Source organism: Actinosynnema sp. NPDC091369 (assembly GCF_044757065.1).
Lineage (GTDB): Bacteria > Actinomycetota > Actinomycetes > Mycobacteriales > Pseudonocardiaceae > Actinosynnema.
The window spans coordinates 171,742-195,095 of sequence record NZ_JBIVUG010000003.1; the positions used below are offsets into that span (position 1 = coordinate 171,742).

The window sequence follows — 23,354 nt, forward strand, 5'->3', positions numbered from 1 at the left end:
GGACGGCCCACAATAGGACCCGTTCGGTGGAAGCTGATAGTGCCCGATCGGGTGGGTTGGTGTCACACTGATGGGGTAACGCGTGCTGGTTCCGCCCACCCGGTACTCTCGCCGACCCGCGAGTGAAGAGGTGTCCGCAATTATGGTGCAGAGCGAATGGATTCCATCCGGCGTGGACATCTCCGTGCCGAGCGTGGCCCGGACCTACGACTACATGCTCGGCGGCGCGCACAACTTCGCCGTCGACCGCGCGCTGGGCGAGCGGATCGAGGCGATGATGCCGGGCCTGCGCAACGCCGCCCGCGTCAACCGGGCGTTCCTCGGCCGGGTCGTGCGGTTCATGGTGGACCGGGGCGTCCGCCAGTTCCTCGACATCGGCTCCGGCATCCCGACGGTGGGCAACGTGCACGAGGTCGCACAGGCCGTCGCGCCCGGCGCCCGCGTGCTCTACGTCGACCGCGACCCGGTCGCCGTCGCGCACAGCGAGTTGATGCTGCTCGGCAACGACGACGCGGCCGTCGTGCAGGCCGACATGCGCGAACCCGACGTGATCCTGAACAGCGACGCGGCCCGCCGGCTGCTCGACTTCGACCAGCCGATCGGGGTGCTCATGCTGCTCATGCTGCACTGGGTGCCCGACGACGCCGACCCGCGCGCCCTGGTCGCCCGGTACCGCGACGCGCTCGCGCCCGGCAGCTACCTGGCGGTCACCCACGCGACCGGGGACAACCAGGGCGAGAACCTCAACGACGCCACCGACGCGATCAAGCAGAGCAACAGCCCCGATCAGGTGAACCTCCGCTCCCACGCCGAGATCACCCGCATGTTCGACGGATTCGAACTGGTGGACCCGGGCCTGGTCGGGTGCGGTGAATGGCGCCCCGGCGGTCCTGGCGACATCGCCTCCGAACCGGACATGAACATGCTGGTCTACGCCGGCGTCGGCCGAAAGCCCTGAATTCCGGCGAAAAGTCACGGAGGGTGCGCGCGGTTCACACTTCCGGTCGAGTGTTGACCGGTGGGGGGTAGGTAAACTGCCGCGGATCCTCGATATCACAACAGGGCAACGGGAATGTCGATCCCCAGTCAGAGACAAGGGGCCACCTCGCCACCCGAACGTGGCCGGGAACTCCTCGCGCGGAAGTGGTCCTACCTGCTCAGCGGCGCTGTGGTCGTCGCGCTGAGCAGGGACGAACTCGACCGCGAAATGCGCGACCGCCTGGACGACCTGTGCGCGGCGGTGCACGCGGAGGTCTCTCCCGGATCGACGCCGCCGCGGTCCGCCGAGCGGATCGGCGAACAGCTCGTCGCGCTCGGCTACGTCAGCGAGGACGGCTTGCGCGTCACCCTCGACGTGCTCGGCAAAGGGCTGCTCGGGCTGACCGAGTTCCAACCCGTGGAACGTTATGCGCAGCCGATCGTGGCCGTGCTGGGCGCGTTGTCGTCCGGGTTCCTGTCGGCGAGCAGGCGCGCGGTGTTCGAGCAGCAGGAGTCGATGCAGCTGTCGCTGCTCAAGGCGGTCCGGGACGCGCAGTGGAACCTGCGGGAGAGCGAAGCCCGGTTCGAGGAGGTCGCCACGTCGTCGGCCAGCGGCATCCTGGTGGTCGACCTGGCCGGGCGGATCGTGCGGGCCAACGCGGCGATCGGCGACATCCTCGGCTACACGACCGAGGAGCTGACCGGCTTCGCCCTGCTCGACCTCGTGCACCCGGCGTCGGTCCGGGTCCTCGGCGAGGCGATGGGCGCGCTGGTCGACGGCGAGCAGGAACGGGTCCGGCAGCCGCAGCGGTTGCTGCGCAAGGACGGCGACGTCGCCCGGATCTCGTTGACCGTGTCGCTGCTGCGCGGCGCGGACGAGCAGTCGGGGCACTTCGTCGCGGTGGTCGAGGACGGCACCGAGCTGATGCTGCTGCAATCCGAGCTGAACCGGCAGGCGCTGCACGACGTGTCGACCGGGCTGCCGAACCGCCAGTACTTCACCACCTACCTGGAGAGCGCGCTGCGCCGGGCGGACCCGGTGCGCGGGATCAGCGTGTTCCACCTGGACCTCGACGCGTTCGGCATGGTCTGCAACAGCCTCGGCCGCCCCACCGGTGAACGGCTGCTCGTGCACGTGTCGCAGCGGCTGAAGGCCGTGCTGGCGCGGGAGAAGGCGATGATCGCCCGGTTCGACGGCGACGAGTTCGCCATCCTGGTCGAGAACGCCGCCACCACGCCGGACGTGGCGACCACGGTGGCCGAGATCAACCGCGAGCTGGCCGAGCCGGTGTACTTCGACGACCGCGGGCTGGCCGTGTCGGTCAGCGTCGGCGTGGTGCGCCGACCGCCGCCGGACTGGGACCCGGCGGACGTGATGCGGGCCGCGGAGCAGGCGTTGCGGCGGGCGAAGGCGGGCGGGCGCGGCCAGTGGGCGTTGTTCCACGAGGGGCAGGACGCGGAGGAGCGGCGGGTCGACGCGCTGGCCGTCGCCATGCCGGGCGCGTGGGAGCACGGCGAGGTCGACGTGCGCTACCACCCGGTGGTGGGGCTGGCCGACCGCAAGCTCGTGGGCGTGGTGGCGACGCTGTGCTGGGACCGCGGTGACGACTCGCTGGACCACGCCACGTGCGCGGCGCTGGCCGAGCGGACGGGGCTGATCCTGCCGCTGGGCGAGTGGCAGCTGGCCACGGCGTGCGGCCAGGTGGGGTGGTGGGGCCAGGGCTCCGGGTCCACCGTGCCGCTGCACGTCGGGTTGACCAGGCACCAGTCGCGGGACGGCGACCTGGTCCGCCGGGTGCGCCGGGTGCTGGGCGACACGGGGCTGCCCGCGTCGCGGTTGACGATCGGCATGCCGGTGTCGGTGCTCGCGGAGTCCGACGCGGTGGACAACCTGACCGTGCTGGCGGAGCTGGGCGTCGGCACGTCGTTGGACGACTTCGGCCTGGGGCCGGACGACCTCGCGGTGGCCGCGGAGCTGCCGGTCAGGTCGGTGCGGGTGGCGCGGCGGCTGGTCGCCCGGCAGGCCCGCGGTGACGCGGACTTCCTGGCCGACCTGGTGCCGCACGCCCACCGGGCGGGCGTGCAGGTGCTGGTCGACGGGCTGGGGACGCGCGAGCAGGCCGAGTGGTGGCGGGCCGCGGGCGCGGTCGCGGGCACCGGCCCGTTCTTCGGCGACCCGATGCCGGCGAGCGGGTTCCACGACCCGGTCGAGTGGTACGACTAGCCCGACCCGGCCGCCGCCATCTGGGACGGCGTGGAATCAGACCTTCACAGCGCGTTTCCTGACCGTTACAGTTCTGGGAGCGCTCCCAGAACTGTTCCGGTCAGTGTGGACCGCGGAACGGGCCTTCCTCCCGCAGGCGGGTCGACGTGGTCCCGCACGCGAAGGAAGTGATGTGGATGACGGAGTTCCCGTCCCGCCTGGATGCGCCCGCGCACGTCTTGCGGACGCTGAGCATCCCCCTCCTGCGGGGCTCGCTCGGCGTGGTCTTCGTGTGGTTCGGCGCGCTCAAGGTGACCGGCACGACGCCGGTGGCCGACCTCGTCGCGCGGACCGTCCCGTGGCTCCACCCGGGCGCCTTCGTGTTCGCGCTCGGCCTGGTGGAAGTGGTGTTGGGCGTCGCCCTGGTGGTGGGGTTCCGGCTGCGCTGGGTGGCGCTGCTGGTCGTGCTCCACCTCGCCGGGACGTTCTCGACGCTGGTGGTGCAGCCGTCCGTCGCGTTCCAGACGGGCAACCCGCTGCTGCTGACCATGACCGGTGAGTTCGTGGTCAAGAACCTGGTCCTGATCACGGCGGGCCTAGCGGTCATGTCGGCCGACGCACCCGTGCGGCAGCGGGTGGCGCGGGCCGACGTCGCCCGGCGGTGATCACGCGGTGCTGCGGGGCCCCGACCGGCCCCGCAGCACCCATCACGCCCGGCGGGCCAGGTAGGCGGCCACCCCGTCGAGGTAGAGGTCCAGGCCGAAGCTGAACTCCTCGTCCACGTCGCTCTCGTCGTAGAGCGCGTCGTGGTCGAACACGCCGGCGGCGACGACCCGGCTCAGCGCCGGCATCCGGCGCGGGTCGACCACGGTCCGCAACGCGTGCGAGTACGTGCGGCCGAACGCCTCCGGGTTGTCCTGGAACCCCTCGGCCAGCTCGACGCTGAAGCGCAGTTGGCCGTGCACCAACGTGATCAGGCCCATCACGACGCCGACCTTCTCGGCCTCCGCCAGCGGCGTGCCGGCCAGCGCGCTCAGCCCCCGGTCGAACCAGGCCAGGTTGCGCGGCCCGGCCGGTGGCCCGTGCAGCGGGATCCGCGAGTACCAGGGGTGCTTGCGCAGCGACTCCAGCACGCACGTCGTCCACGTCGTGAGCCCGGTCCGCCAGTCGCCGTCCGCGGGCAGCTCCGGCGGGTCGTCCAGCGCGGCGTCGGCCATCAGCTTGAGCAGCGACTCCTTGCTCTCCACGTACCGGTAGAGCGCCATCGTGGAGTTGCCCAGGTGCTTGGCCACCCGGGCCATCGACACCGCGCCGAGCCCCTCGGCGTCGGCGACCTCGATCGCCGCCCGCGTGACGTCCTCCACCGTCAGGGACGGCTTGCGGCCACGCCGCGGGGCCTCGCGCAGCCCCCAGAGCAGCGCGATCTCCGCCGGCAGGCCGGTCTCGTCCGTCATTTCCACCCTCTCGTCGGACCGGGGTCGAGTCTAGGGCTACCGCAATTAACTGCGTATGAGATACGCTCTTTCGCGTACTCCATACACATAAAGGGGGCGGCGATGATCGTCGAGGTGACCGGCCTGCGCAAGGCGTACGGGCCGAACGCGGTGCTGGACGGGATAGACCTGGAGGTCGCCGAGGGGTCGGTCTTCGCGTTGCTCGGTCCCAACGGCGCCGGCAAGACCACCACCATCCGGATCCTGTCCACGCTCTCGCGCCCGGACGGCGGCCGGCTGCGGGTGGCCGGGTTCGACGTCGTGCGGCAACCGGCCGAGGTGCGCCGCGTGATCAGCCTGACCGGCCAGTACGCGGCCGTGGACGCCGAGCAGACCGGCCGGGAGAACCTGGTCGTGGTCGGCAGGCTCATGCACCTGGGCCGGCCGGGGGCCAAGGCCCGCGCCGCCGAGCTGCTGGAGCGGTTCGACCTCGCCGCCGCCGCCGACCGGCGGGTCAAGACCTACTCCGGCGGCATGCGCCGGCGGCTCGACCTGGCCATGGGCCTGGTCGCCACGCCGCGGGTGATCTTCCTGGACGAGCCCACAACCGGCCTCGACCCGGCCAGCCGCACGACCATGTGGGACGCCATCCGCGACCTGGTCCGCACCGGCACCACGATCTTCCTCACCACCCAGTACCTGGAGGAGGCCGACCGCCTCGCCGACCGGATCATGGTGCTGGACCGCGGGAAGGTCGCCGCCCACGGCACCGCCGACGACCTCAAGGCCCGGGTCGGCGGCGACCGGCTCGACCTGCGCTTCACCTCCGCCGCGGCGCTCGACCACGCGACCGCGCTGCTCGGCGGCTTCACCGACCACGAGCGGCTGGTGCTCAGCGTCCCGTCCGACGGCTCCGCCGCGCACCTGCACACCGTGCTGGACGACCTGCGCGCCGCCGCCGTCGTGCCCGCCCAGGTCTCCTCGCACCGCCCGACCCTCGACGACGTCTTCCTCGCCCTGACCGCCCGTGAAGGAGTGCCGGCATGAGCCACGCCATCGCCGACTCGATGACGATGATCGGCCGCAGCATCCGGCTGACCCGCCGCAACGTCGACACGATGATCATGTCGATCGTCCTGCCGCTGCTGATGATGGCGCTGTTCGTGTACGTCTTCGGCGGCGCGATCGACACCGGCACCGGGTACATCAACTACGTGGTGCCCGGCATCCTCCTGCTGTGCACGGGCTACGGCGCGGCGTCCACCGCGATGTCCGTGGCCGACGACATGAACAGCGGCATGATCGACCGGCTGCGGTCCATGCCGATCCGCAGCTCCGCCGTGCTGACCGGGCACGTCACGGCCAGCGTCGCGCGCAACGCCCTGTCCACCACCGTCGTGGTCGGCGCGGCGGTCGCGATGGGGTTCCGGCCGTCCGCGTCACCGCTGGAGTGGGTGGCCGCGGCCGGCGTGCTGCTGCTCTACGTGCTGGCGCTGTCGTGGCTGGCGGCGGGGCTGGGCGCGGTGGCGAAGTCGGTCGAGTCGGCCAGCGCGATGAGCTTCATCATGCTGTTCGTGCCCTACCTGAGCAGCGCTTTCGTGCCCACCGAGACCATGCCGGCGTTCCTGCGGGGCGTCAGCGAGCACCAGCCGATCACGCCGGTCATCGAGACCGTGCGCGGCCTGCTCACCGGCACCCCGATCGGCGACCGGGGACCGGTCGCGCTCGCGTGGGTGGTGGGCCTGCTGCTGGCGTCGGTCGTCCTGGCGACCGCCCTCTACCGGCGGCGGGTCGACGACTGAACCCACGACCCGACGAGGTCGGCCAACGTGGACAGCGGCACGCGGGCCTCGGACAGCACGACCTCGTGGAAGTCGCGGACGTCGAACGCGTCGCCCAGGCGTCGTTCGGCGTCACGCCGCAACCGCTGGATCTCCAGCCGGCCGACCATGTAGGCCAACGCCTGCCCCGGGTCCGCCAGGTAGCGGTCCACTTCGGACTGGACCAGGTGGTCGGTCATCGGCGTGTTGGCGCGCAGGAACTCCACGGCGCGGTCCCGGGTCCAGCCGAACGCGTGCAACCCGGTGTCCACCACGAGCCGCCCGGCGCGCATCGAGTCGAACGTGAGCATGCCAAGCCGTGACAGCGCGTCGGAGTACAGGCCCATCTCGTCGGCGAGGCGTTCGGCGTACAGCGCCCAGCCCTCGGCGAACGCGCTGACGCCCGCGGTGCGCCGCCACACCGACAGGTCGGTGCGCGCCATCCGCCGCGCGCCGTCGAGGTGGTGCCCCGGCACGGTCTCGTGGAACGCCACCGCCTCGGCCGTGTGCCTGCCGTCGAGCTGGGCCGGGTTCACCGAGTAGGTGCCGGGCCGCGACCCGTCCACCGTGCCCGCCAGGTACGACGGGGGAGTCGCGGCCGGTGTGCCCTCCGGGTAGAGGCGCACCGCGCACCGCTCGGTCGGCACGGTGCGGAACCACGCCGGTGCGGCGGCCTCGGCGCGGCGCACGGTGGCACGTGCCGCGGCGAGCATCTCGTCCGCGTCACGCCACCTCGGGGCGTCGCGCAGCCCGGCGAACACCTCTTGGACGTCCGACGTGCCGAACACCTCCCGACCGAGCGCCGCGTACTCGTCGGCGAGGCCGTCCAGCACCTCCAACCCCAGGTGGTGCAACTGCTCGGGGGTGAGGTCGGTGGTGGTGTGGCGCCGTGCCGCCGCCGCGTACAGCTCCTCGCCGTCGGGCAGGTGGCACACGCCGGCCCGGTCGTCGTCGCGCCCGTGCGGCAGCACGTCGGCGGCCAGCGCGTCCCGGTACTCGCGCACGCCGGGCAGGTGGGCGTTGGCGTCGAGCTGGGCGATGGCCTGCCGCACCAACCGGGCCACCGGCAACCGTCCCGCCCGGATGCCGTCCCGGTGCCGTCGCGCCAGGGTGTCGAAGAACGCGGGCATCGCGGCCAACCGGCGCGCGTGGTCGGCACGCCGCTGCTCGGTGTCCAACCGCGCGTCGGCCAGCGCGTGCAGCAGGATCGGCACCGGCGTCAGGATGAGGTCGCTGACGGTGAACTCCACCCACCGCCGCACCACCTGGTCCAGCAACGCCGACGCCTGCTGCCCGATCATGGTCCGGGTGACCCGGTCGGTCACCGCCAACGGCCCGGGATCGACCGCCTCGGCCCGTGCGGCGATGTCCCGGAGCTGGGCGGCGAACTTCTCGTCGCCCTCCTCGGTGTAGTCGGTGAGCCGGTCGTCGTAGCCGGGCACGCCGAGCAGCGTCGCCACCACCGGGAACCGCGCCGCCACGGCCCGGTGCAACTCGTCCGCGATCCGATCGACGTCCGTCACCACGCCGATGGTGCCGGCCGGCCGCCGGCACCGCCGCCGGAGCGGGCCGCGCTAGTCCTGCATCCGGTGGACGACGACGATCCCGCCGTGCAGCGGCAGGTGGCGGCGTTGGTCGTCGGTGGCCACGTACTCGTCCAGGACGGCGCTGATGCGGCGGTCCAGTTCGGTCACGTCCTCCGGTGACAGGTGCAGCGCGAAACGCGCGAAGGTGCGCACCGACTCGGGGCCGGCCTCCCGCAGCTCCTCCTGGAACGCCTCCCACGGCGCGGTGTTCGCGGCCGGTTCGACGAGCGGGCCGTCCAGCCACCACGAGACGCCCGTCGAACGGTAGGGCTTCTCCAAGGCGCCGCTGGCGCCCGTGCGCACCTCGCCGGGCTCCAGGAAGCCGGCCGCCGCCAGCTGGCGCACGTGGTAGAGCACCGTGCCGGGGTCGCGGCCCAGGCGTTCGGCCAACTGCTTGTTGGTCAGCTCCTGCTGCGCGCACAGCCGCAGGATGCGCAGCCGCAGCGGGTGGGCCAGCGCCTTCGTCTCCTCCACCGTCGCCGGACGCCGGTGCCGATCAGCCATGCCGCCCAACCTAGCCGACCGGTGGACGACCACACCGATGGAGAAAACTCCATCGATGTGCGATCCTCCATCAATGCCACCACTGGGAGCAGGCTTCCGGCGCCTGTGGACGTCCTCCGGCCTGTCGAACCTGGCCGACGGCACGTTCAAGGTCGCCCTGCCGCTGGTCGCCGTCCACACCACCCGCGAGCCGACCCTCATCGCGGGCCTGGTGTTCGCCCTGACCCTGCCGTGGCTGGTCTTCGCCCTGCCCGCGGGCGCGTTGACCGACCGCTTCGACCGCCGTCGCACGATGCTGTGGGCCAACGCCACCCGGGCCGCGCTGCTCGCCGTGCTCGCGGTGGCCGTGGCGTCGGGTTGGGCGGACATCCGGCTGCTCTACGCCATCGCGTTCGCCGCCGGCATCGCCGAAACGCTCTACGACACCTCGGCCCAGTCCCTGCTGCCGCAGCTGGTCGACCGCGACCGCCTGCCCCGCGCCAACGCCCGCCTCTTCGCCGTCGAGCTCACGGCGCACGAGTTCGTCGGCCCGCCCGTGGCCGGGCTCCTGGTCGCCGCGGGGGCGGTGGCCGCCTTCACCGCGCCCGCCGCGCTCTGGCTGGTCGGCCTGGCCGTGCTGTGGTCGGTGCGCGGCACGTTCGAGGTCCACCGCGAGCACCGCACGACCCTGCGCGCGGACATCGCCGAGGGCCTGCGCTTCCTGCTGCGCCACCGCCTGCTGCGCGGACTCGCCGTCGTGGTGGGGCTGTTCAACGTCGCCAACACCGCGTCCGGCGCGGTCCTCGTGCTGTACGCGGTGGGCCCGGGGTCGGCGATGGGGTTGACCGGACAGGTGTTCGGCCTGCTCCTCACCGCCCCGGCGGTCGGCAGCCTGGTCGGCTCCCTGGTCGCCGAACGCGTGATCGCCGCCCTGGGGCGCGGGCGTGCGCTGGCCGCCGGGTTCGTCGCGGGCACGCTGATGGTCGCCGCGCCGGCGGTGACCATCGACCCGTACGCGGTCGCGGCGGCGTTCGCGGTCGCGGGCTGCGGGATCGCCGTGCTCAACGTGGTCGCGGTGTCGTTGCGGCAGCACGTCACGCCGGACCGGCTGCTCGGCCGCGTCACCAGCGCCTACCGCCTGGTCGCCTGGGGCGCCATGCCGCTGGGCGCGGCGGTCGGGGGCGGCTTGGCGCACGCGTTCGCCCTGCGCGCGGTCTTCGTGATCATGACCGGGGTGTCGCTCGTGGCCCTCGTCGGGCTGACGACCGCGACCGAGCGGAAGATCCGGCAGGCCCTGGCCGGGTAGCCGTCACCGCCGGCCCGACGCCGCGTCGATCACCTCGTCCAGCACGTCCCGCGACCGCACCAGGTCGGTGATCAACCGGTCGATGCGGGCCCGTTCGGCGGTCAGGTCGTCCACCAGCCGGGGCGTGGCGATCTCGGACGGCCCGCCGTCCGCGTCCCGCATGCACGGCAGCATCGCCGCGATCTTCTTGCTGTTCAGCCCGGCGGCGAAGAGCTCCTGGATGCGGATGACCCGGTCGACCGCCCGCTCGGGGTACTCGCGGTGGCCGCCGGTGGTGCGGTCGGACGCCAGCAACCCCTGCTGCTCGTAGTACCGCAACGACCGCACGCTCACCCCGGTGCGCTCGGCCAGCTCACCGATCCGCATGTCCCCACCCCGCCGCGACTTGAACCTGACACTGATGTCAACTTCTACCGTAGTCGCATGACGACCACAAGCACCGCGCCCAGCCTCTTCGCCCCCGCCCGCCTCGGCTCGCTGCACCTGCCCAACCGCCTGGTCATGGCCCCGATGACGCGCAACCGCGCCCGGTCCGACGGCGTGCCGCGGCCGATCATGGCCACCTACTACGCCCAGCGCGCGTCCGCGGGCCTGATCATCGCCGAGGCGTCCACGCCGAACGCCGTGGGCCAGACCTACCCCGACATCACCGCCATCCACGACCGGACGCACGTGGCCGGGTGGAGACGCGTCACCGACGCGGTGCGGGCCGAGGGCGGTCGGATGTTCCTGCAACTCCAGCACGGCGGACGGGTCGGCCACCCCGGCACGAGCGGCCTGCACCCGGTCGCGCCGTCACCGATCCCGTTGCCCGGCACCATCTTCACGCCGAACGGCCACCGGCCCGCGGTCGTGCCGAGGGAGATGACCGCCGACGAGATCCGGTCCACCGTCGCCGACTTCGCCGCCGCCGCCCGCAACGCCGTCGACGCGGGGTTCGAGGGCGTCGAGGTGCACGGCGCGAACGGCTACCTCATCCACCAGTTCCTGGCGAGCGGCACGAACCACCGCACCGACGACCACGGCGGCCCCGTCGCGGGTCGCATCCGGTTCGCGGTCGAGGTGGTCCGAGCGGTCGCCGCCGAGATCGGCGCGGACCGCGTCGGCCTGCGCATCTCGCCTGGGGTCACCGCCAACGGCGTGCACGAGGACGACCCGGACCTCGTGTACCCGGCGCTGCTCGCCGCCGTGGCCGACCTCGGCCTCGCCTACCTGCACGTCGTCTTCGCCGACCCGGACCAGCCGCTGTTCCGCGCGATCCGCGCGGCCTGGGCGGGCACGCTGATCGCGAACCCGGCGCTGCCGTGGCCCGGCCCGCTGCCCGAGGACGGCGGCAAGCGGCACGGCGAGCGGCTGCTGGCGGCCGGCGCGGACCTGGTCTCGCTGGGCCGGGCGTTCCTGGCCAACCCCGACCTGGTCGAGCGGCTGCGCGTCGGCGCGCCGCTCAACCCGGTGCGGGACGAGCACCTGATGTACGTCGGGGGCGAGGAGGGCTACACCGACTACCCCACGCTGGAGGAGGCGGACGGCGTCGTCGGGAGGCTCACGGTTCCAGCGCTCCGGTCATGATGGCGACCGCGTCGGACATCGAGACCTCGCCGGGGTCGACGACCGCCTTGCGCCGACCCAGCCGCTGGATGTGGACCCGGCCCGCGACCTCGAACACGTGCGGCATGTTGTGGCTGATCAGGATCACCGGCAGGCCGCGGTCGCGGACCTGGCGCACCAGGTCGAGCACGGCCCGCGACTCGCGCAACCCTCGTCCGCCGCGGCTCGGGCGAACTCCCGCCACCACCGGCGTGACCCGTGTAAAGGTGGGGGAGGACGAGGGGGTTCCAGTGGTGATCCGGATTCGAGGGCGTGCTCTGCCGCACGGCGAGCACGTGGACCTCTACGCCGACGGCGACCGGTGGACCACCGATCCCGTGCCGAACGCCGAGCTGGTCGCCGAGGGCTGGCTGCTGCCCGGTCTGGTGGACGCGCACACGCACCCCGGCGCGGAGGCGCCCGGCGACCCGCTCGACCACGGGATGCTGCGCGACCACCTCCGGCAGCACGTGGACGCCGGGGTGACGGCGATCCGCGCGCCCGGCCTGGCCGACGAGCCGCCGCCGTGGTTCGGCGTCGACCCGGAGACGCCCCGCGCCTGGCACGCCGGTCCGTGGCTCGCGCAGCACGGCCAGTTCTTCGACGGCTGGGGACGCCGGGCCGACCACGCCGAGCTGCCCGTGATCGCCGCGGCGCAGGCGGCGCGCACCGGGTGGGCGAAGGTCATCGGCGACTGGCGGTCGGACGGCGAACCCGTGCCGCTGGACGTCATGACCGCCGTGGTGGCGGCCGTGCACGCGGTGGGCGGCCGGGTCGCCGTGCACGCGCAGCAGGCGGCGGGCGGTGAGGTGGCCGTGCTGGCCGGGGTCGACTCGGTGGAGCACGGGATGTCGCTGGACCCCGGGCTGCTGGCGCGGATGGCCGCGCAGGGCACCGCGTTGACGCCGACGTTGTCGGTGACGAAGAAGACGTTGCCCGAGGTGCGCAACCGCCCGGACAGCCCCGGCAAGCGGTGGTACGTGCGCGGCGCACAAGCGCACGCCCACCTGATCGCCGCCGCGGCCGAGGCGGGCGTCCGGGTTCTGGCGGGCACGGACTCGGTGCCGCACGGCCGGATCGTCGACGAGGTGCGCGCGCTCGCCGGCGCGGGGATGCGCCCGCACGACGCTCTCGCCGCCGCGTCCTGGGACGCCCGGTCGTACCTGGGGCTGCCGGGCCTGGAACCGGGCGCGCCCGCCGACGCCGTCGTCTACGCCGAGGACCCGAGGGCCGACCTGGACCGGTTGGCGCACCCGGTCGCCGTGATCCTGCGCGGCCGTCCGGTGCGCCGGATCCGCTGAACCGGCCCGGAACCCGCGCCGCCGTCGGCATACTGTCGGCCATGATCGAAACGGCGGCCCTGGCCGGTTTCTACGCCGCGCACGGCGTCTGGAGCGTCTCCGAGGGCGAGACCCTGATCCCGCTGATCGGCTACGAACAACCCGACGGCAGCCGCGGCATGGACCGCTACATGTCCGACGACGTCGGCCAGTCCGCGCAGGCCGCCCAGGCGGCGCTGGACTCCAACGACCACCGCGCCACCCGCGCCGTGCTGGTCGCGGACGCCTACCTGACCATGGAGTGGGGCCGCACGGACGCGCTGGTCGTGCGCGCGGTCGACCACGGCCCGACCCCGGGCTCGATGGAACTGGCCATCCCCTACAGCCCACCGACCGCCACGACCCCGTTCACCGTGTACCGCTTGCAGATCATCGAGGTCACCGGCTTCGCCGACCAGGACTACGACACCCTGGCCGACGCCTTCTTCGACGGCGTCGACTCCCACCCCGACGCCGCCACCGTCTGGTCCGCCCACCTCGACCAGTCCTGACCGGGACGCGCCGCCGACCGGCTGACCGTCACGCCAGCAGTTCGCGGGCCAGGGCGGCGGACCACCACTGTTCCACGCGGTCCGGTGACCAGGAGCGTTCGACGGTGAGGGTGGTGTAGACGTCGATGTTGCACAGGGCCGCGTACACGTCGACGGCCGTCCGCACGTCCAAGCCCCGGCGCAGGGTGCCGTCCGGCCAGGAGGAGAACACCTCGACGCGGGTGTCGTCGCCACGCCGGCGGCCCTCGTCGTAGGCGGCGGCCAGGGTCGGGTCGGTGCGGCCCGCTTCGCGCACCAGCGCGATCACGTCCCCGGACCGCTCGAACAGGCGGCGGTCGTAAGCGGCCATCGCGGTCAGTTGGCGGGGTGGGCCGGAGGCGGCGTCCTCCAGCTCGGCCAGCATCTCCGCCATGTCGGCGGAGAGGGTGGCGGCGTCGGCGACGGCTCGCACCAGGCCCGCCTTGTCCCCGTACGCCGCGTACACCGTCGGGACCGAGACCTTCGCCTCCTCGGCCACCGCGCGCACGGTCGTGGCCGCCCAGCCGTGGGCGACGAAGAGCCGGCGTGCCGCGCGCGCGATCTCCGCCCGCGTCTCCTGCGCCTGCGCCACCCGCCGCAACGAGTCGTAGCGACGCTTGCCCATCCGTCCCCCCTGAAGCTGACTATATTCATTATATGCGGTCTAAACCCAAAACGGTGACCAGCCCGTTCCTGCGGGTCGCGGGCTTCTCCGGCCTCGGCTTCGCCACCCTGATCGTGCTGGCCAACGCCATCGTCGTGCCCACCGGCCTGCCCTCGACCGGCGCCGACACCGCCGTCGCCGTCGCCTACTTCTCGGCCAACCGCGCCGTCGTCGGCCTCACGTCCGCCCTCACCCCGGCCGCCTGGGTCCTGTCCACCGTCTTCGCCGCCGGAGCCGTCGCGGCGCTGTGGCGGTCCGACCGCGACCGCGGCGCGGCCTGGTCCCTGGTCGGCTTCGCGGGCGTGCTGCTGCAGAACGGCGCCTTCGCCGGCGTGATCGCCCTCCGCCTGGCCCTCGTCGACGACCCCACCGGCGTGCTCTGGCCCCTCCACGACGCCCTGTTCACCCTCAACGGCGTCTTCCTCGCCCTGGCCCTGCTCGGCCTGTCCCTCGGCGGGCGGCACGCCGGCCTGATCCCCCGGTGGCACGCCGGGCTCGGCCTGCTCTCGGCGGCCCTGCTGTTCACCTCGGCCACCCTGACCCCGCTGATCGTCCAGCACGCCGGCGCGCTCGGCCTCCTCGGCCTCACCGGCTGGCTGCTCTGGGTCGCCTGGATCGTCGCCTACTCCACCGCCCTGATCCGGCGGGCCACGGGGGAGTAGGGCCGCGGCGCTGTTCCCGGTGTCCTGTTCGCTCATTCGGCCTGCCCGCGTCCCACCTTCCCGGCTCTTCGCGCGCTGCGGGAAAATGGCGATCGTGGTCGCGGTGGAGGTGAACGTCGGCACGGTTCGTGCGCTGGCCGACGAGAAGTCGTTCGAGCGGGGCGAGAAGTACTTCGCCGCAGGGCACGTGCGGCGGGTCGGCGTGGACGGGACGACTGTCAGCGCGACGGTCGAGGGCACGCACGCCTACCGGGTGCGCCTCGACGTGACGCGGACCGGTCTGCGCGGACGGTGCTCCTGCCCGCACGACGTCGACTTCTGCAAGCACTGCGTCGCGGCGGCGCTGGCCTGGCTCGACCAGGCGAGCCGGGTCGAGCCGACCGCGCGGCCCCGCGGGAAGCCGTTGCCGGAGAAGCGGTTGCGGGCGTTCCTGCTCGGCCGCGACCCGGAGTGGCTGGTGGACCAGCTCATGGCCGCGGCGACGACCGACGAGGTGCTGCGCGCCCGGCTCGACGTGGCCGCCGGGGTGGACGCCGACCGCGCGTTCGACGCCCGCGGGCTGCGGGAGCGGCTGGAGTTCGCCCTCGACGTGCCCGACTACGTCAGCCTCGGCGCCGCGGACCAGTACTTCCACCACGTCGAGCGGGCGCTGGACGAGGTGGACCGCTTGGTGGACAACGGGTTCGCCGCCGCTGCTGCCGACCTGGCGGAGTACGCGGTGGAACTGTTGGAGGACGTCGACGACCGCGTGGAGGACCTCGACGGCCTGGATGGGGCGATCACCCGGGCCAGGCGGATCCGCCGCGCCGCCGGTCGTCGTTGACCGGAGAGGCCGCCAGCCGGGGAACGGGTCCCGGGCGGGCGGGAGCGGTCAGGCCGGCGGGTGGAGGGTCGTCTCGGTGACGCTGGTCCAGTCGTTGCCGGTGTTGCCGTAGCCCACGACGCGCACGTAGCGGGCCGTGGTGTCGGGGATGTCGTAGGTCTCCGGCTGGAGCGTGGTGCCGCTGCTCGTCCCGGAGAACCCGGTGGTCCAGCTCGTGCCGTCGGACGACGTCTGCACGCGGAAGTCGTGCCGGCGGGTGTCGCCCCTGTGCCAGGCCAACTTCACCGAACCGACCGCGCGCGCCGCGCCGAGGTCGTAGCGGATCCACACGCCGTCGCCCTCGTCCGACCAGCGGGTGGCCAGGTCGCCGTCCAGCGTGTTCGCGGGCACGTTCCCGTCGTCACCGCTCGCGGTCACCGCCGAGACCGGCAGCCGCTCGCCGGTGGGCGGCTCGGGCTGCGGCGCGCTGTCGCCCAGCGTCACCTTGTGGATGATCGTCTCGCCGTAGTTGCCGGCGTCGCACGGGCTGGAGTTGCCGCAGTTGGCCTGCGCGTACGCGCCCGCCTTGAAGTAGCCGGTGCTGAAGCTCGCGCTCAGCGTGGCCGCGAGCGTGCCGTTGTAGTAGGCGTTGATCTTCCCGCCGGAGACGACGAACCTCACCTGGAACCGGGTGTTCAACCGGAAGTCGTCGGTGACCAGCTTGTGGTGCGCGTCGTCCCCGTTGGTGACGTAGAGCCTGGTGCCCTCGACCCGGAACACCGACACGTCGTCGTCACCACCGTGGATCTGCCCGACGACCAGGTGCGGCTTGTCGTTCGGCAACCGGGTGACGGTCTGGTCGACGGTCATCGCGTGCGTCCCCGAGGTGGACGACCAGGCCGCGTTCGCCGTGCCGTTCATCTCCCGCAACTCCGCCCGCGGGTAGTTCGACCCGCTCGTCGTCACCCCGTTCACCGCCGCCCGGAACCGCACCCCGTCACACCCCGGCGTGGCCACGAACCACGGGTCCACCCGGTACGTCCCCAACGCCGGCTGCTTGACCTCGTCCGGGTCCTCCTCCCCGCCGATCGGCAACTGGACCTTCCAACTCCTCAGGTCCAACACCTGCGCCGGGTAGTCACAGGCGACAGCACCCGCCCCGGACCCCACCGCGACCAACGCCCCGACCACGACCGCGCCGGCGGCCACCAACCCGAGAACTCTTCCCATGCCGCCATCGTGCTGACGACCCGGCCCGTCCGGACGGGCGTTGTCGCCTTCCTGCCACGCGGCCCGGCCACGGTCGACGTCGTCCCCGGCGGCCGTGCTGCCGGGTTGGGAGTGGCCGCAGTGGTCGCCATCATCGTCGCAGTGGTGGTTCTTTCCTCCCCCCGGGCAACCTCGCCGCCCACGAGGTGCGTTCTTGGTGGGGTAGAGGCACGACACAGGAGGTCACCGAGGTGATTCGGTCCGAGGAGAACGCGTACCGCGAGTACGTGACGGCTCGGGTGGAGGCCATTCCACCGCCACGTCCCGCAGTTCCACGATCACCCTCGTTCCACCGGGCGACCTCGCCGCGCACGGGGCGCGTCCCCGGTCGGGCAGGAGCACGACACAGGAGGTCACCGAGGTGAAGCGGTCCGAGGAGAACGCGTACCGCGAGTACGTGACGGCGCGGATGGAGTCCCTGCGGCGCACCGCGTACCTCCTGTGCCGGGACTGGCACACGGCGGACGACCTCGTGTCGATCACCATCGGCAAGCTGTACCGGCACTGGTCGAGGGTCGGCCGGTCGGCGGGCATCGACGCCTACGTCCGCAAGGTGCTGCTGCGCACCTGGCTGGACGAGAAGCGCAGGCCGTGGCGACGCGAGCAGGCCGTGGAGGAGCTGCCGGAGCTGCCGACGACGTCCGAGTTCGCCGTGGTCAGCCGGGCCCAGCTGCTCGACCTGCTCGACGGTCTCCCGCCGCGGCGGCGGGCCGCCGTCGTGCTGCGCCTCTACCTCGACCTCTCGGTGGAGGAGACCGCCGAGATCCTCGGCTGCTCGGTGGGCACCGTGAAGAGCCAGACCGCGCGGGGGCTCGACACGTTGCGCGCCAACGCGGCGCAGACGACCAGGGAGGGGTGCTGATGGACAAGCAACTGTTCGACGACGCGATCGGGGAAGTGCCGCCGTCCACGGTCGACGTGGACGCGGTCATCGTCCGCGGCCGCCGCGCGGTCCGGCTTCGCCGGGTGGCGAACCCCGCGGTCGCCGCCGGGGTGGCCGTCGTGGCGCTGACCGGCGTTGTCGCGTACGCGCTGACCAGCGGCGACGGCGGGTCCTCACCGGTCGGCGGGTCGCTGAGCACCACGTCCTCGGTCTCGCCGTCCCCGACCACCTCGGAACAGCCGCCCGGCTCGGAGGTGTCCACGCCGTCGGTCATCACCGTGGACGAGAAGGTGCCACCACCCCAGTGCGAGGGCCGGCTGGAGCCCGCGGCCGAAGCCGCCACCCGGCTGACCCAGGCGACGACGGACGCGGTCAAGGCACAGCGGCCGGACCTTCAGCTGTCGCCCAACCCGGTGAGCGCACCCCACGGACCGCTCGGCTACCACCAGGTGAACCCGGTGAACCCGGGCGTCGAGCTGCCCCTCTGCGACCCCATGGCCACCTTCGAGGCGTACGCCACCACGACCGCGGCGGACGGGACCGGGAACATCTTCGTCCTCACGCAGCCCGCCTGGCGCGCCGGCCTGGGCCCCGTGTGTTCCTACTCCGGGCTGGGAACCCGGATCTCCTGCGTGACGGAGACCGGCTCCCGCGGTGAGGAGATCGTCAAGCAGGTCGCGGACATGGGCAACGGCATCACCATGAACCAGGTCCTGGTCCACCGCAAGGACGGCACCCGAATCCTCGTGCAGTCCGAGAACGTCGCCACCTCCGGCAAGTCCGGCCACGCGTCGACCGCCCCCCAGCCACCACTGACCCTCGACCAACTGGTCGCGATCGGCGTCGACCCGGACCTGACGATGTTCCCGGGCTGACACCCCTCACCGGTCCCCGCCGACACGAAAAAGCCCGCTGAACAGCATTCACGCTGTTCAGCGGGCTTCGTGGTGGTGCCCACGGCAGGATTCGAATCTGCGCACCCCCTACGGAGGGCGGTGCGACTACCGAGTGAGACAAGCGGTCTACCAGCATAAATAGTAAATTGATCTTGTTTGAGGGCAACTTTGACCCGTATTTGGCGCACGAAGCGGGCGCATCACCCGTTCGACTTAGGTTGATCAACGACCTCTAGCGGCCGTAACAGCTTCGCAGGGTGGTCGTATGGTTGAGCGAGACGGTGACCGTCGCCTTGAGGGTGCACTCGCGCGTACCCCGTTACCCCGTCAAGCTTAGATTGGTCCTCTACGACCGTCTCTGGGGCAGGAGTGCGGTCTTGGCGCAGATCGGACCCCCCACTACTTACGGCCTATTGGAGGCCGTCCGGGCTGGACTGGTTGAACCTCTAAGCACGAACATCGCGGTGCGTGGGATGCTAGCCCGATGAGGGGACGGAGGATGCTCAAGGCATTCGGGCTGTTCTGCGTGGTGGTGTTGGTCGCCTGGAACTATCGGGATGTCGGGCAGGTGTTGTCGGTTTGGCTGTCTGGGCGACAGACATCCGGGCATGCGGTAGGGCCTGTGTCGATGGTGTGGGTAGGCAGAATTGGCAAGGGAATGCAATTTGTCGCGGGCTGTGTGGTGGTTCTGGACCTGATCGGTCCGGACGATTTGCGTGCCTACGGCGAACGCGTGAACGTTCACTTGAAGGATTTCCTTGCCTCTGACGCCCGTGCGCGTGCACGGAATGAACTGAAGGAGCTTCGGCTTCAAGTTCGGCAACAGATTATCTTTCACCATGTCACTGCGAACCGCTGGTACGGCTACTCCCGATGGGTGCTGATGAAGGAGGCTGATTACCCGCTGGGGCACGAACCTTGGTTCACTAAGGACGAGGTCGACAATTTGCGACAGGAGATCGTCCATGCATTGCCCACGCGCCATACGTGCAGCTGGTCACATGCTGATGATGATTTGTGTGACGGGCAGGTCGTCTACGTGAAGGCGCAAGTCGACCGGTTCGTGCGGGAAGGGCTTCAGTCCCGTGATCGGGAACTGCTCAACCACTGGGTGGATGAGGAGGTCAACGAATACGGACTATCGGCCCAACGTGAAGTTCTTCTCCTGCTCATGGGAATTTTCTTCAGTGTCATTATGGCGGTGGTTGTATTCATGTTCGGCAGTGTCGCCATGACTGTCATCGCAGGATCGCCAGCGCTGCTCGGCATTATAGCCGTGCTCCTCAGGGTCGACCCACTACCGCTCGGCTTGCGACTTCGGAAGACTATCGTACCGCCGCTCATGCGGTATGTCGCAAACATCCTCTATCAAAACCGTCCCGGTCATGGGATTCGCTGGTTTTGCTTTCGTCTTTTCCTCATCGGATTTTCCCTCGATCTACTTGCGAGCTAGTAATGCAGTAACGGCGAGTAGGAGGGACGGGAACCCACTCCGAGGAGATGTTGCGGCGGAGTCCAGATAGGCGGGACAGCTAAGACGGATGAGGCAGTACTCACCTCGGGAGGGCGGTGCGACTACCGGACGCCTTGAGCGCTCTACCAGCATGAACAGTAAAGTGATCTTCTTCTCAAGAGCTACTTTGGCCCAGTTTGGCACAGGCTGGCTTCATGCCGACTGTTGGATGCCGGTGAGCCATGAGCAGGGGGCTGTAACAGCCGGGCGACAGGGCGACGTGGTGACCATCGCTCGCTGTGCTCCGAGGGGTTCACCCATCAACCGCGGCTCGTGCACCGCTCCGCGGCCGTCTCAGCGCTACGCGTATAGCCCGTACGGAGATCAATCCGCCCTGCCGTGAACGCCAGGGGTGCGCGCAGGCAGGCGTGTAGAGCCAAGCGGAGTTTCAACACGCCCCGACTGTTACAGCGTTCCGAGGTCCGCACGGTGGAGTGGGACAGGTGGGACAGTGGTTCTGCGGACTGTCCCACCTCAGAACCGCTGGTCAGGGGGCATGGCGAGACAGCTGGGACAGGTGGGACACGCATCCACGTCGGGAAGGCATCTGCTGCGGCTTCGTCGGACAAGCAACATGCGCAACCGCCATGCCGGGACAGGTGGGACAGCGGCGCTACCCCGGCGCGAGTGCCGCAGTGAGCCGCTGCCTGCTCGCCTCGGAAGGGCGGATGCGCGGCCTGATGGGACAGGTGGGACAGATGCCCCGCTGGCTGTCCCACCGTGGAGTCGCTGGTCGGGCCGGTGTGCCGGGACACGCGGGACACGCGGGACACCACCAGCTTGGGGCGGGCGGGTGCCGAGTGGTTAGGGACAGGTGGGACAGCGGTCCTGTAAGGCTGTCACGCCTGGAAACCGCTGGTCAGCAGCGCGGCGGGCACGTGGAGAGACGCGCACGGTGCCCTGCCCACCTGAATTGACCGCGCTGCTGCACTCCCACATCCGGCAGTTCGGCACGGCGGCGGATGGTCGGCTGTTCACCGGGGAGCGCAACGGCCAGGAGCTGCCGAAGCTCACCATCGTCCGGGCCTGGCAGCGTGCCCGCGCTGAGGTCTTCACGCCGGAGGTGGCGGCCACGCCGCTGGCGGGCACGCCGTACGACCTGCGGCACGCGGCGGTGTCGACGTGGCTCAACGGGGGAGTGCCCGCGGTGACGGTGGCGGAGTGGGCAGGGCACTCGGTGGAGGTGCTGTTGAAGATCTACGCCAAGTGCCTGGATGGGGAGGCAGTGACGGTCCGGCAGCGCGTGGAGGCTGCTCTGGGCCACCGTCCGGGCTAGCCCGAACTTTGGCCCGTATTTGGCCCGTATTTGGCCCGGACATCCGTAGACGGCCGGACTTCACCGGACACGGCCGGACAGACGAGTAAGGCCCTTGACTGCGTTCGCGCTGGTCAAGGGCCTTTTCGTGCTGGTGAGAGATGGTGCCCCCGGCAGGATTCGAACCTGCGCACCCGCCTCCGGAGGGCGGTGCTCTATCCCCTGAGCTACGGGGGCCGCAGCTACGGGTGGAAGCTTAGCGCACGGCCGCGAGGGGTTTTCACCCCCTACCCTCTTGGGTTGTGGACACGTGGGGCGAACGGGTGGTGCAGGGGGATGACCTGCGGATTCGAGTGGTGGAGGGTGGGGTGGTCGGGGCGGTGCCCGTGGTGTTGGTGCACGGGTTCCCGGACACGTCGGAAGTGTGGGACGGGGTCGGGCGGAGGTTGGGGGAGCGGTTCTGGGTGGTTCGGTACGACGTGAGGGGTGCCGGAGGGTCGGAGGCTCCCGCGGGGCGGGGGAGTCGGGGGTACAGGTTGGAGCGGTTGGTCGGGGATCTGGCGGCGGTGGTGGGGGAGGTCGGCCGGCCGGTCCACCTCGTGGGGCACGACTGGGGGTCGGTGCAGGGGTGGGCGGCGGTGGCGGCGAGGCCCGAGTTGTTCCTGTCGTTCACCAGTGTTTCCGGCCCGGACCTGGGGCAGCTCGGCGACTGGGTCAGGCGCAACCGCTCGCGGCCGGTCAGGGTGGCGAAGGTGTTGGGGAGGTCGTGGTACATCGCGGGCTTCCAGGTGCCCGGTGTGGCGGAGGCTCTGTGGCGGGTGCCGGCGGTCCGCAAGTGGTTGGGGGCGGGGCGGCGGGAGTTGGTGAACGGGCTCGGTCTGTACCGGGCCAACGTGGGGCGGGGGCGCGAGCCGGGGAAGGTCGCGGTCCCGGTTCACCAGATCGAGCTGGCGAAGGACCCGTACGTGGTGCGGGAGCACCTGGAGGCGGCGGAGCCGTGGGTCGAACGGCTCACCAGGAGCACGATCGACGCGGGCCACTGGGCGCCGCGGACGCACCCGGAGCTGGTCGCGCGCCACATCGAGGACGCCATCGACGGCAGACGGCGGTGACCACCGAAGTGGTGAACGCGGTGGGCGAAGGCAGATCGGTGGTACCCGTGACGGCGCGGGCGAAGTTGGAGTCCGCAGGTCCGGTTGTGGTGCGCCCGACACACAAGTTGCACTCATGCGCATGTGACTATATGTTCCGCTCATGGGTCACGGACACGGCCACGGTGTGTCGTCGGGGAGCGCCAAGCACCTCGGTCGGCTGTGGATCGCCTTCGCCGTCGGCGCCGCGTTCATGGCGCTGGAGTTCGTCGTCGGCGTGGCCACCGGCTCGCTGGCCCTGATCTCCGACGCCGCGCACATGCTCACCGACGTCCTGGGCGTCGGCATGGCGCTGGTCGCGATCATGCTGGCCCGCCGCGCCCGCACGGGCGGCAGCCGCACGTTCGGCCTCTACCGCGCCGAGGTGCTGGCCGCGCTGGCCAACGCCGTGCTGCTGTTCGGCGTGGCCGGGTACGTCGTGTACGAGGCCGTGGGCCGGTTCGGCAACCCGCCGGAGGTGCCCGGCCTGCCGGTCGTGCTGGCCGCCACGGCGGGCCTCGCGGCCAACGTCGTCGCGTTCTTCCTGCTCCGGGACGGCGCGAAGGACAGCATCAACGTCCGCGGCGCGTACCTGGAGGTCCTGGCCGACCTCATCGGGTCGGTCGGCGTGCTGATCAGCGGCGTCGTCACGCTGCTCTTCGGCTGGCGCCACGCCGACCCGGTCATGGGTGTCGCGATCGGCCTGTTCGTCCTGCCGCGCACGTACAAGCTGGCCGCGAGCGCGCTGCGCATCCTCTTCCAGCACGCCCCGGAACGCCTGGACGTCGCCGCCATGAAGGCCGACCTCGGCCGGCTGCCGGGCGTGGCCGAGGCGCACGACCTGCACGTCTGGACGCTCACCTCGGGCATGGAGGTGGCCTCCGCGCACCTCACCACCCGCGACCACGTCGACCCGGCCGAGGTGCTGCGCGCCGCCCAGGCGCTGCTGGCCGAGCGCTACCACATCGAGCACGCCACGCTCCAGGTCGAACCAGGAGATTCCGCGCAGAGGTGCCGCGAAATCTCCTGGTGACC

Annotated in this window: 24 protein-coding genes and 1 tRNA gene; 17 read left to right on the forward strand and 8 right to left on the reverse strand. The window is 71.4% G+C overall.

Annotated features, from left to right (window positions below):
- Positions 1-142: 142 nt before the first annotated feature.
- The 3 genes from ACIQMJ_RS13265 to ACIQMJ_RS13275 all read left to right on the forward strand — a co-directional run bounded on the left by ACIQMJ_RS13265 (position 143) and on the right by ACIQMJ_RS13275 (position 3,846).
- Positions 143-958 (forward strand): SAM-dependent methyltransferase, encoded by an 816-nt coding sequence (locus tag ACIQMJ_RS13265; RefSeq protein ID WP_499761224.1) that lies wholly within the window; start codon positions 143-145, stop codon positions 956-958.
- 114 nt (positions 959-1,072) lie between these two features.
- Positions 1,073-3,202: a putative bifunctional diguanylate cyclase/phosphodiesterase gene (locus tag ACIQMJ_RS13270; RefSeq protein ID WP_499761225.1), complete on the forward strand. Its 2,130-nt coding sequence runs from the start codon at positions 1,073-1,075 to the stop codon at positions 3,200-3,202.
- A 176-nt stretch (positions 3,203-3,378) separates the two neighbouring features.
- Positions 3,379-3,846 (forward strand): DoxX family membrane protein, encoded by a 468-nt coding sequence (locus ACIQMJ_RS13275; RefSeq protein WP_499761226.1) that lies wholly within the window; start codon positions 3,379-3,381, stop codon positions 3,844-3,846.
- A 42-nt stretch (positions 3,847-3,888) separates the two neighbouring features.
- On the opposite strand, the gene ACIQMJ_RS13280 is transcribed toward ACIQMJ_RS13275, so the two are convergent.
- Complete coding sequence (locus ACIQMJ_RS13280; RefSeq protein ID WP_499761227.1) at positions 3,889-4,635, reverse strand: TetR/AcrR family transcriptional regulator; 747 nt, start codon at positions 4,633-4,635, stop codon at positions 3,889-3,891.
- 102 nt (positions 4,636-4,737) lie between these two features.
- On the opposite strand from ACIQMJ_RS13280, the gene ACIQMJ_RS13285 reads away from it, so the two are divergent.
- Both ACIQMJ_RS13285 and ACIQMJ_RS13290 read left to right on the forward strand, forming a co-directional pair.
- On the forward strand, positions 4,738-5,661 hold the full coding sequence (locus ACIQMJ_RS13285) for an ATP-binding cassette domain-containing protein (protein WP_499761228.1): 924 nt from the start codon (positions 4,738-4,740) through the stop codon (positions 5,659-5,661).
- A complete protein-coding gene (locus ACIQMJ_RS13290) occupies positions 5,658-6,416 on the forward strand; it encodes an ABC transporter permease (protein WP_499761229.1) in 759 nt (252 codons plus the stop codon). Before ACIQMJ_RS13285 ends, ACIQMJ_RS13290 begins: the two co-directional genes overlap by 4 nt.
- On the opposite strand, the gene ACIQMJ_RS13295 is transcribed toward ACIQMJ_RS13290, so the two are convergent.
- Positions 6,392-7,957 carry a DUF885 domain-containing protein gene (locus ACIQMJ_RS13295; protein ID WP_499761230.1) on the reverse strand — a complete coding sequence of 522 codons (1,566 nt, stop codon included), beginning with the start codon at positions 7,955-7,957 and terminating at the stop codon, positions 6,392-6,394. The genes ACIQMJ_RS13290 and ACIQMJ_RS13295 overlap by 25 nt on opposite strands.
- A 51-nt stretch (positions 7,958-8,008) precedes the next feature.
- Positions 8,009-8,524, reverse strand: coding sequence for an ArsR/SmtB family transcription factor (locus tag ACIQMJ_RS13300; RefSeq protein WP_499761231.1), 516 nt, complete (start codon positions 8,522-8,524; stop codon positions 8,009-8,011).
- A 73-nt stretch (positions 8,525-8,597) separates the two neighbouring features.
- On the opposite strand from ACIQMJ_RS13300, the gene ACIQMJ_RS13305 reads away from it, so the two are divergent.
- Complete coding sequence (locus ACIQMJ_RS13305; protein ID WP_499761232.1) at positions 8,598-9,809, forward strand: MFS transporter; 1,212 nt, start codon at positions 8,598-8,600, stop codon at positions 9,807-9,809.
- A 3-nt stretch (positions 9,810-9,812) separates the two neighbouring features.
- Here the strand turns inward: ACIQMJ_RS13305 and ACIQMJ_RS13310 are convergent, their stop codons facing one another.
- Complete coding sequence (locus ACIQMJ_RS13310; protein WP_387487370.1) at positions 9,813-10,175, reverse strand: MerR family transcriptional regulator; 363 nt, start codon at positions 10,173-10,175, stop codon at positions 9,813-9,815.
- A 57-nt stretch (positions 10,176-10,232) separates the two neighbouring features.
- Here ACIQMJ_RS13310 and ACIQMJ_RS13315 point away from each other — a divergent pair, with 57 nt between their 5' ends.
- Positions 10,233-11,378: an alkene reductase gene (locus ACIQMJ_RS13315; protein ID WP_499761233.1), complete on the forward strand. Its 1,146-nt coding sequence runs from the start codon at positions 10,233-10,235 to the stop codon at positions 11,376-11,378.
- On the opposite strand, the gene ACIQMJ_RS13320 is transcribed toward ACIQMJ_RS13315, so the two are convergent.
- Entirely contained in the window at positions 11,353-11,565 is a 213-nt protein-coding gene (locus ACIQMJ_RS13320) for a hypothetical protein (RefSeq protein WP_499761234.1), read from the reverse strand. The two genes, ACIQMJ_RS13315 and ACIQMJ_RS13320, sit on opposite strands and share 26 nt — an antisense overlap.
- A gap of 85 nt (positions 11,566-11,650) precedes the next feature.
- On the opposite strand from ACIQMJ_RS13320, the gene ACIQMJ_RS13325 reads away from it, so the two are divergent.
- Positions 11,651-12,697, forward strand: a complete 1,047-nt coding sequence (locus ACIQMJ_RS13325) for an amidohydrolase family protein (RefSeq protein WP_499761235.1) — start codon at positions 11,651-11,653, stop codon at positions 12,695-12,697.
- Between the two features lie 41 nt (positions 12,698-12,738).
- Positions 12,739-13,227, forward strand: coding sequence for a hypothetical protein (locus ACIQMJ_RS13330; RefSeq protein ID WP_499761236.1), 489 nt, complete (start codon positions 12,739-12,741; stop codon positions 13,225-13,227).
- 28 nt (positions 13,228-13,255) lie between these two features.
- On the opposite strand, the gene ACIQMJ_RS13335 is transcribed toward ACIQMJ_RS13330, so the two are convergent.
- Positions 13,256-13,870 (reverse strand): TetR/AcrR family transcriptional regulator, encoded by a 615-nt coding sequence (locus ACIQMJ_RS13335; RefSeq protein WP_499761237.1) that lies wholly within the window; start codon positions 13,868-13,870, stop codon positions 13,256-13,258.
- Positions 13,871-13,923: 53 nt separating this feature from the next.
- On the opposite strand from ACIQMJ_RS13335, the gene ACIQMJ_RS13340 reads away from it, so the two are divergent.
- Positions 13,924-14,571, forward strand: a complete 648-nt coding sequence (locus tag ACIQMJ_RS13340) for a hypothetical protein (protein ID WP_499761238.1) — start codon at positions 13,924-13,926, stop codon at positions 14,569-14,571.
- Between the two features lie 85 nt (positions 14,572-14,656).
- A complete protein-coding gene (locus ACIQMJ_RS13345; RefSeq protein WP_499761239.1) occupies positions 14,657-15,394 on the forward strand; it encodes an SWIM zinc finger family protein in 738 nt (245 codons plus the stop codon).
- Positions 15,395-15,442: 48 nt separating this feature from the next.
- On the opposite strand, the gene ACIQMJ_RS13350 is transcribed toward ACIQMJ_RS13345, so the two are convergent.
- On the reverse strand, positions 15,443-16,603 hold the full coding sequence (locus ACIQMJ_RS13350; RefSeq protein ID WP_499761240.1) for a polysaccharide lyase family 7 protein: 1,161 nt from the start codon (positions 16,601-16,603) through the stop codon (positions 15,443-15,445).
- Positions 16,604-17,003: 400 nt separating this feature from the next.
- On the opposite strand from ACIQMJ_RS13350, the gene ACIQMJ_RS13355 reads away from it, so the two are divergent.
- From ACIQMJ_RS13355 to ACIQMJ_RS13370, 4 genes are all read left to right on the forward strand, one after another.
- The gene (locus ACIQMJ_RS13355; RefSeq protein ID WP_499761241.1) at positions 17,004-17,504 is read left to right on the forward strand and encodes a SigE family RNA polymerase sigma factor; all 501 of its coding nucleotides are present in this window, start codon (positions 17,004-17,006) and stop codon (positions 17,502-17,504) included.
- Positions 17,504-18,400 carry a hypothetical protein gene (locus ACIQMJ_RS13360; RefSeq protein ID WP_499761242.1) on the forward strand — a complete coding sequence of 299 codons (897 nt, stop codon included), beginning with the start codon at positions 17,504-17,506 and terminating at the stop codon, positions 18,398-18,400. The genes ACIQMJ_RS13355 and ACIQMJ_RS13360 overlap by 1 nt, the downstream gene beginning before the upstream one ends.
- A gap of 520 nt (positions 18,401-18,920) precedes the next feature.
- Positions 18,921-19,874, forward strand: coding sequence for a hypothetical protein (locus ACIQMJ_RS13365; protein ID WP_499761243.1), 954 nt, complete (start codon positions 18,921-18,923; stop codon positions 19,872-19,874).
- A 955-nt stretch (positions 19,875-20,829) separates the two neighbouring features.
- Positions 20,830-21,210 carry a site-specific integrase gene (locus ACIQMJ_RS13370; protein WP_499761244.1) on the forward strand — a complete coding sequence of 127 codons (381 nt, stop codon included), beginning with the start codon at positions 20,830-20,832 and terminating at the stop codon, positions 21,208-21,210.
- 141 nt (positions 21,211-21,351) lie between these two features.
- Here ACIQMJ_RS13370 and ACIQMJ_RS13375 read toward each other — a convergent pair.
- Positions 21,352-21,426, reverse strand: a tRNA-Arg gene (locus ACIQMJ_RS13375).
- A gap of 158 nt (positions 21,427-21,584) precedes the next feature.
- Here ACIQMJ_RS13375 and ACIQMJ_RS13380 point away from each other — a divergent pair.
- Positions 21,585-22,301, forward strand: coding sequence for an alpha/beta fold hydrolase (locus ACIQMJ_RS13380; RefSeq protein ID WP_499761822.1), 717 nt, complete (start codon positions 21,585-21,587; stop codon positions 22,299-22,301).
- Between the two features lie 142 nt (positions 22,302-22,443).
- The gene (locus ACIQMJ_RS13385) at positions 22,444-23,352 is read left to right on the forward strand and encodes a cation diffusion facilitator family transporter (RefSeq protein WP_499761245.1); all 909 of its coding nucleotides are present in this window, start codon (positions 22,444-22,446) and stop codon (positions 23,350-23,352) included.
- Positions 23,353-23,354 lie beyond the last annotated feature (2 nt).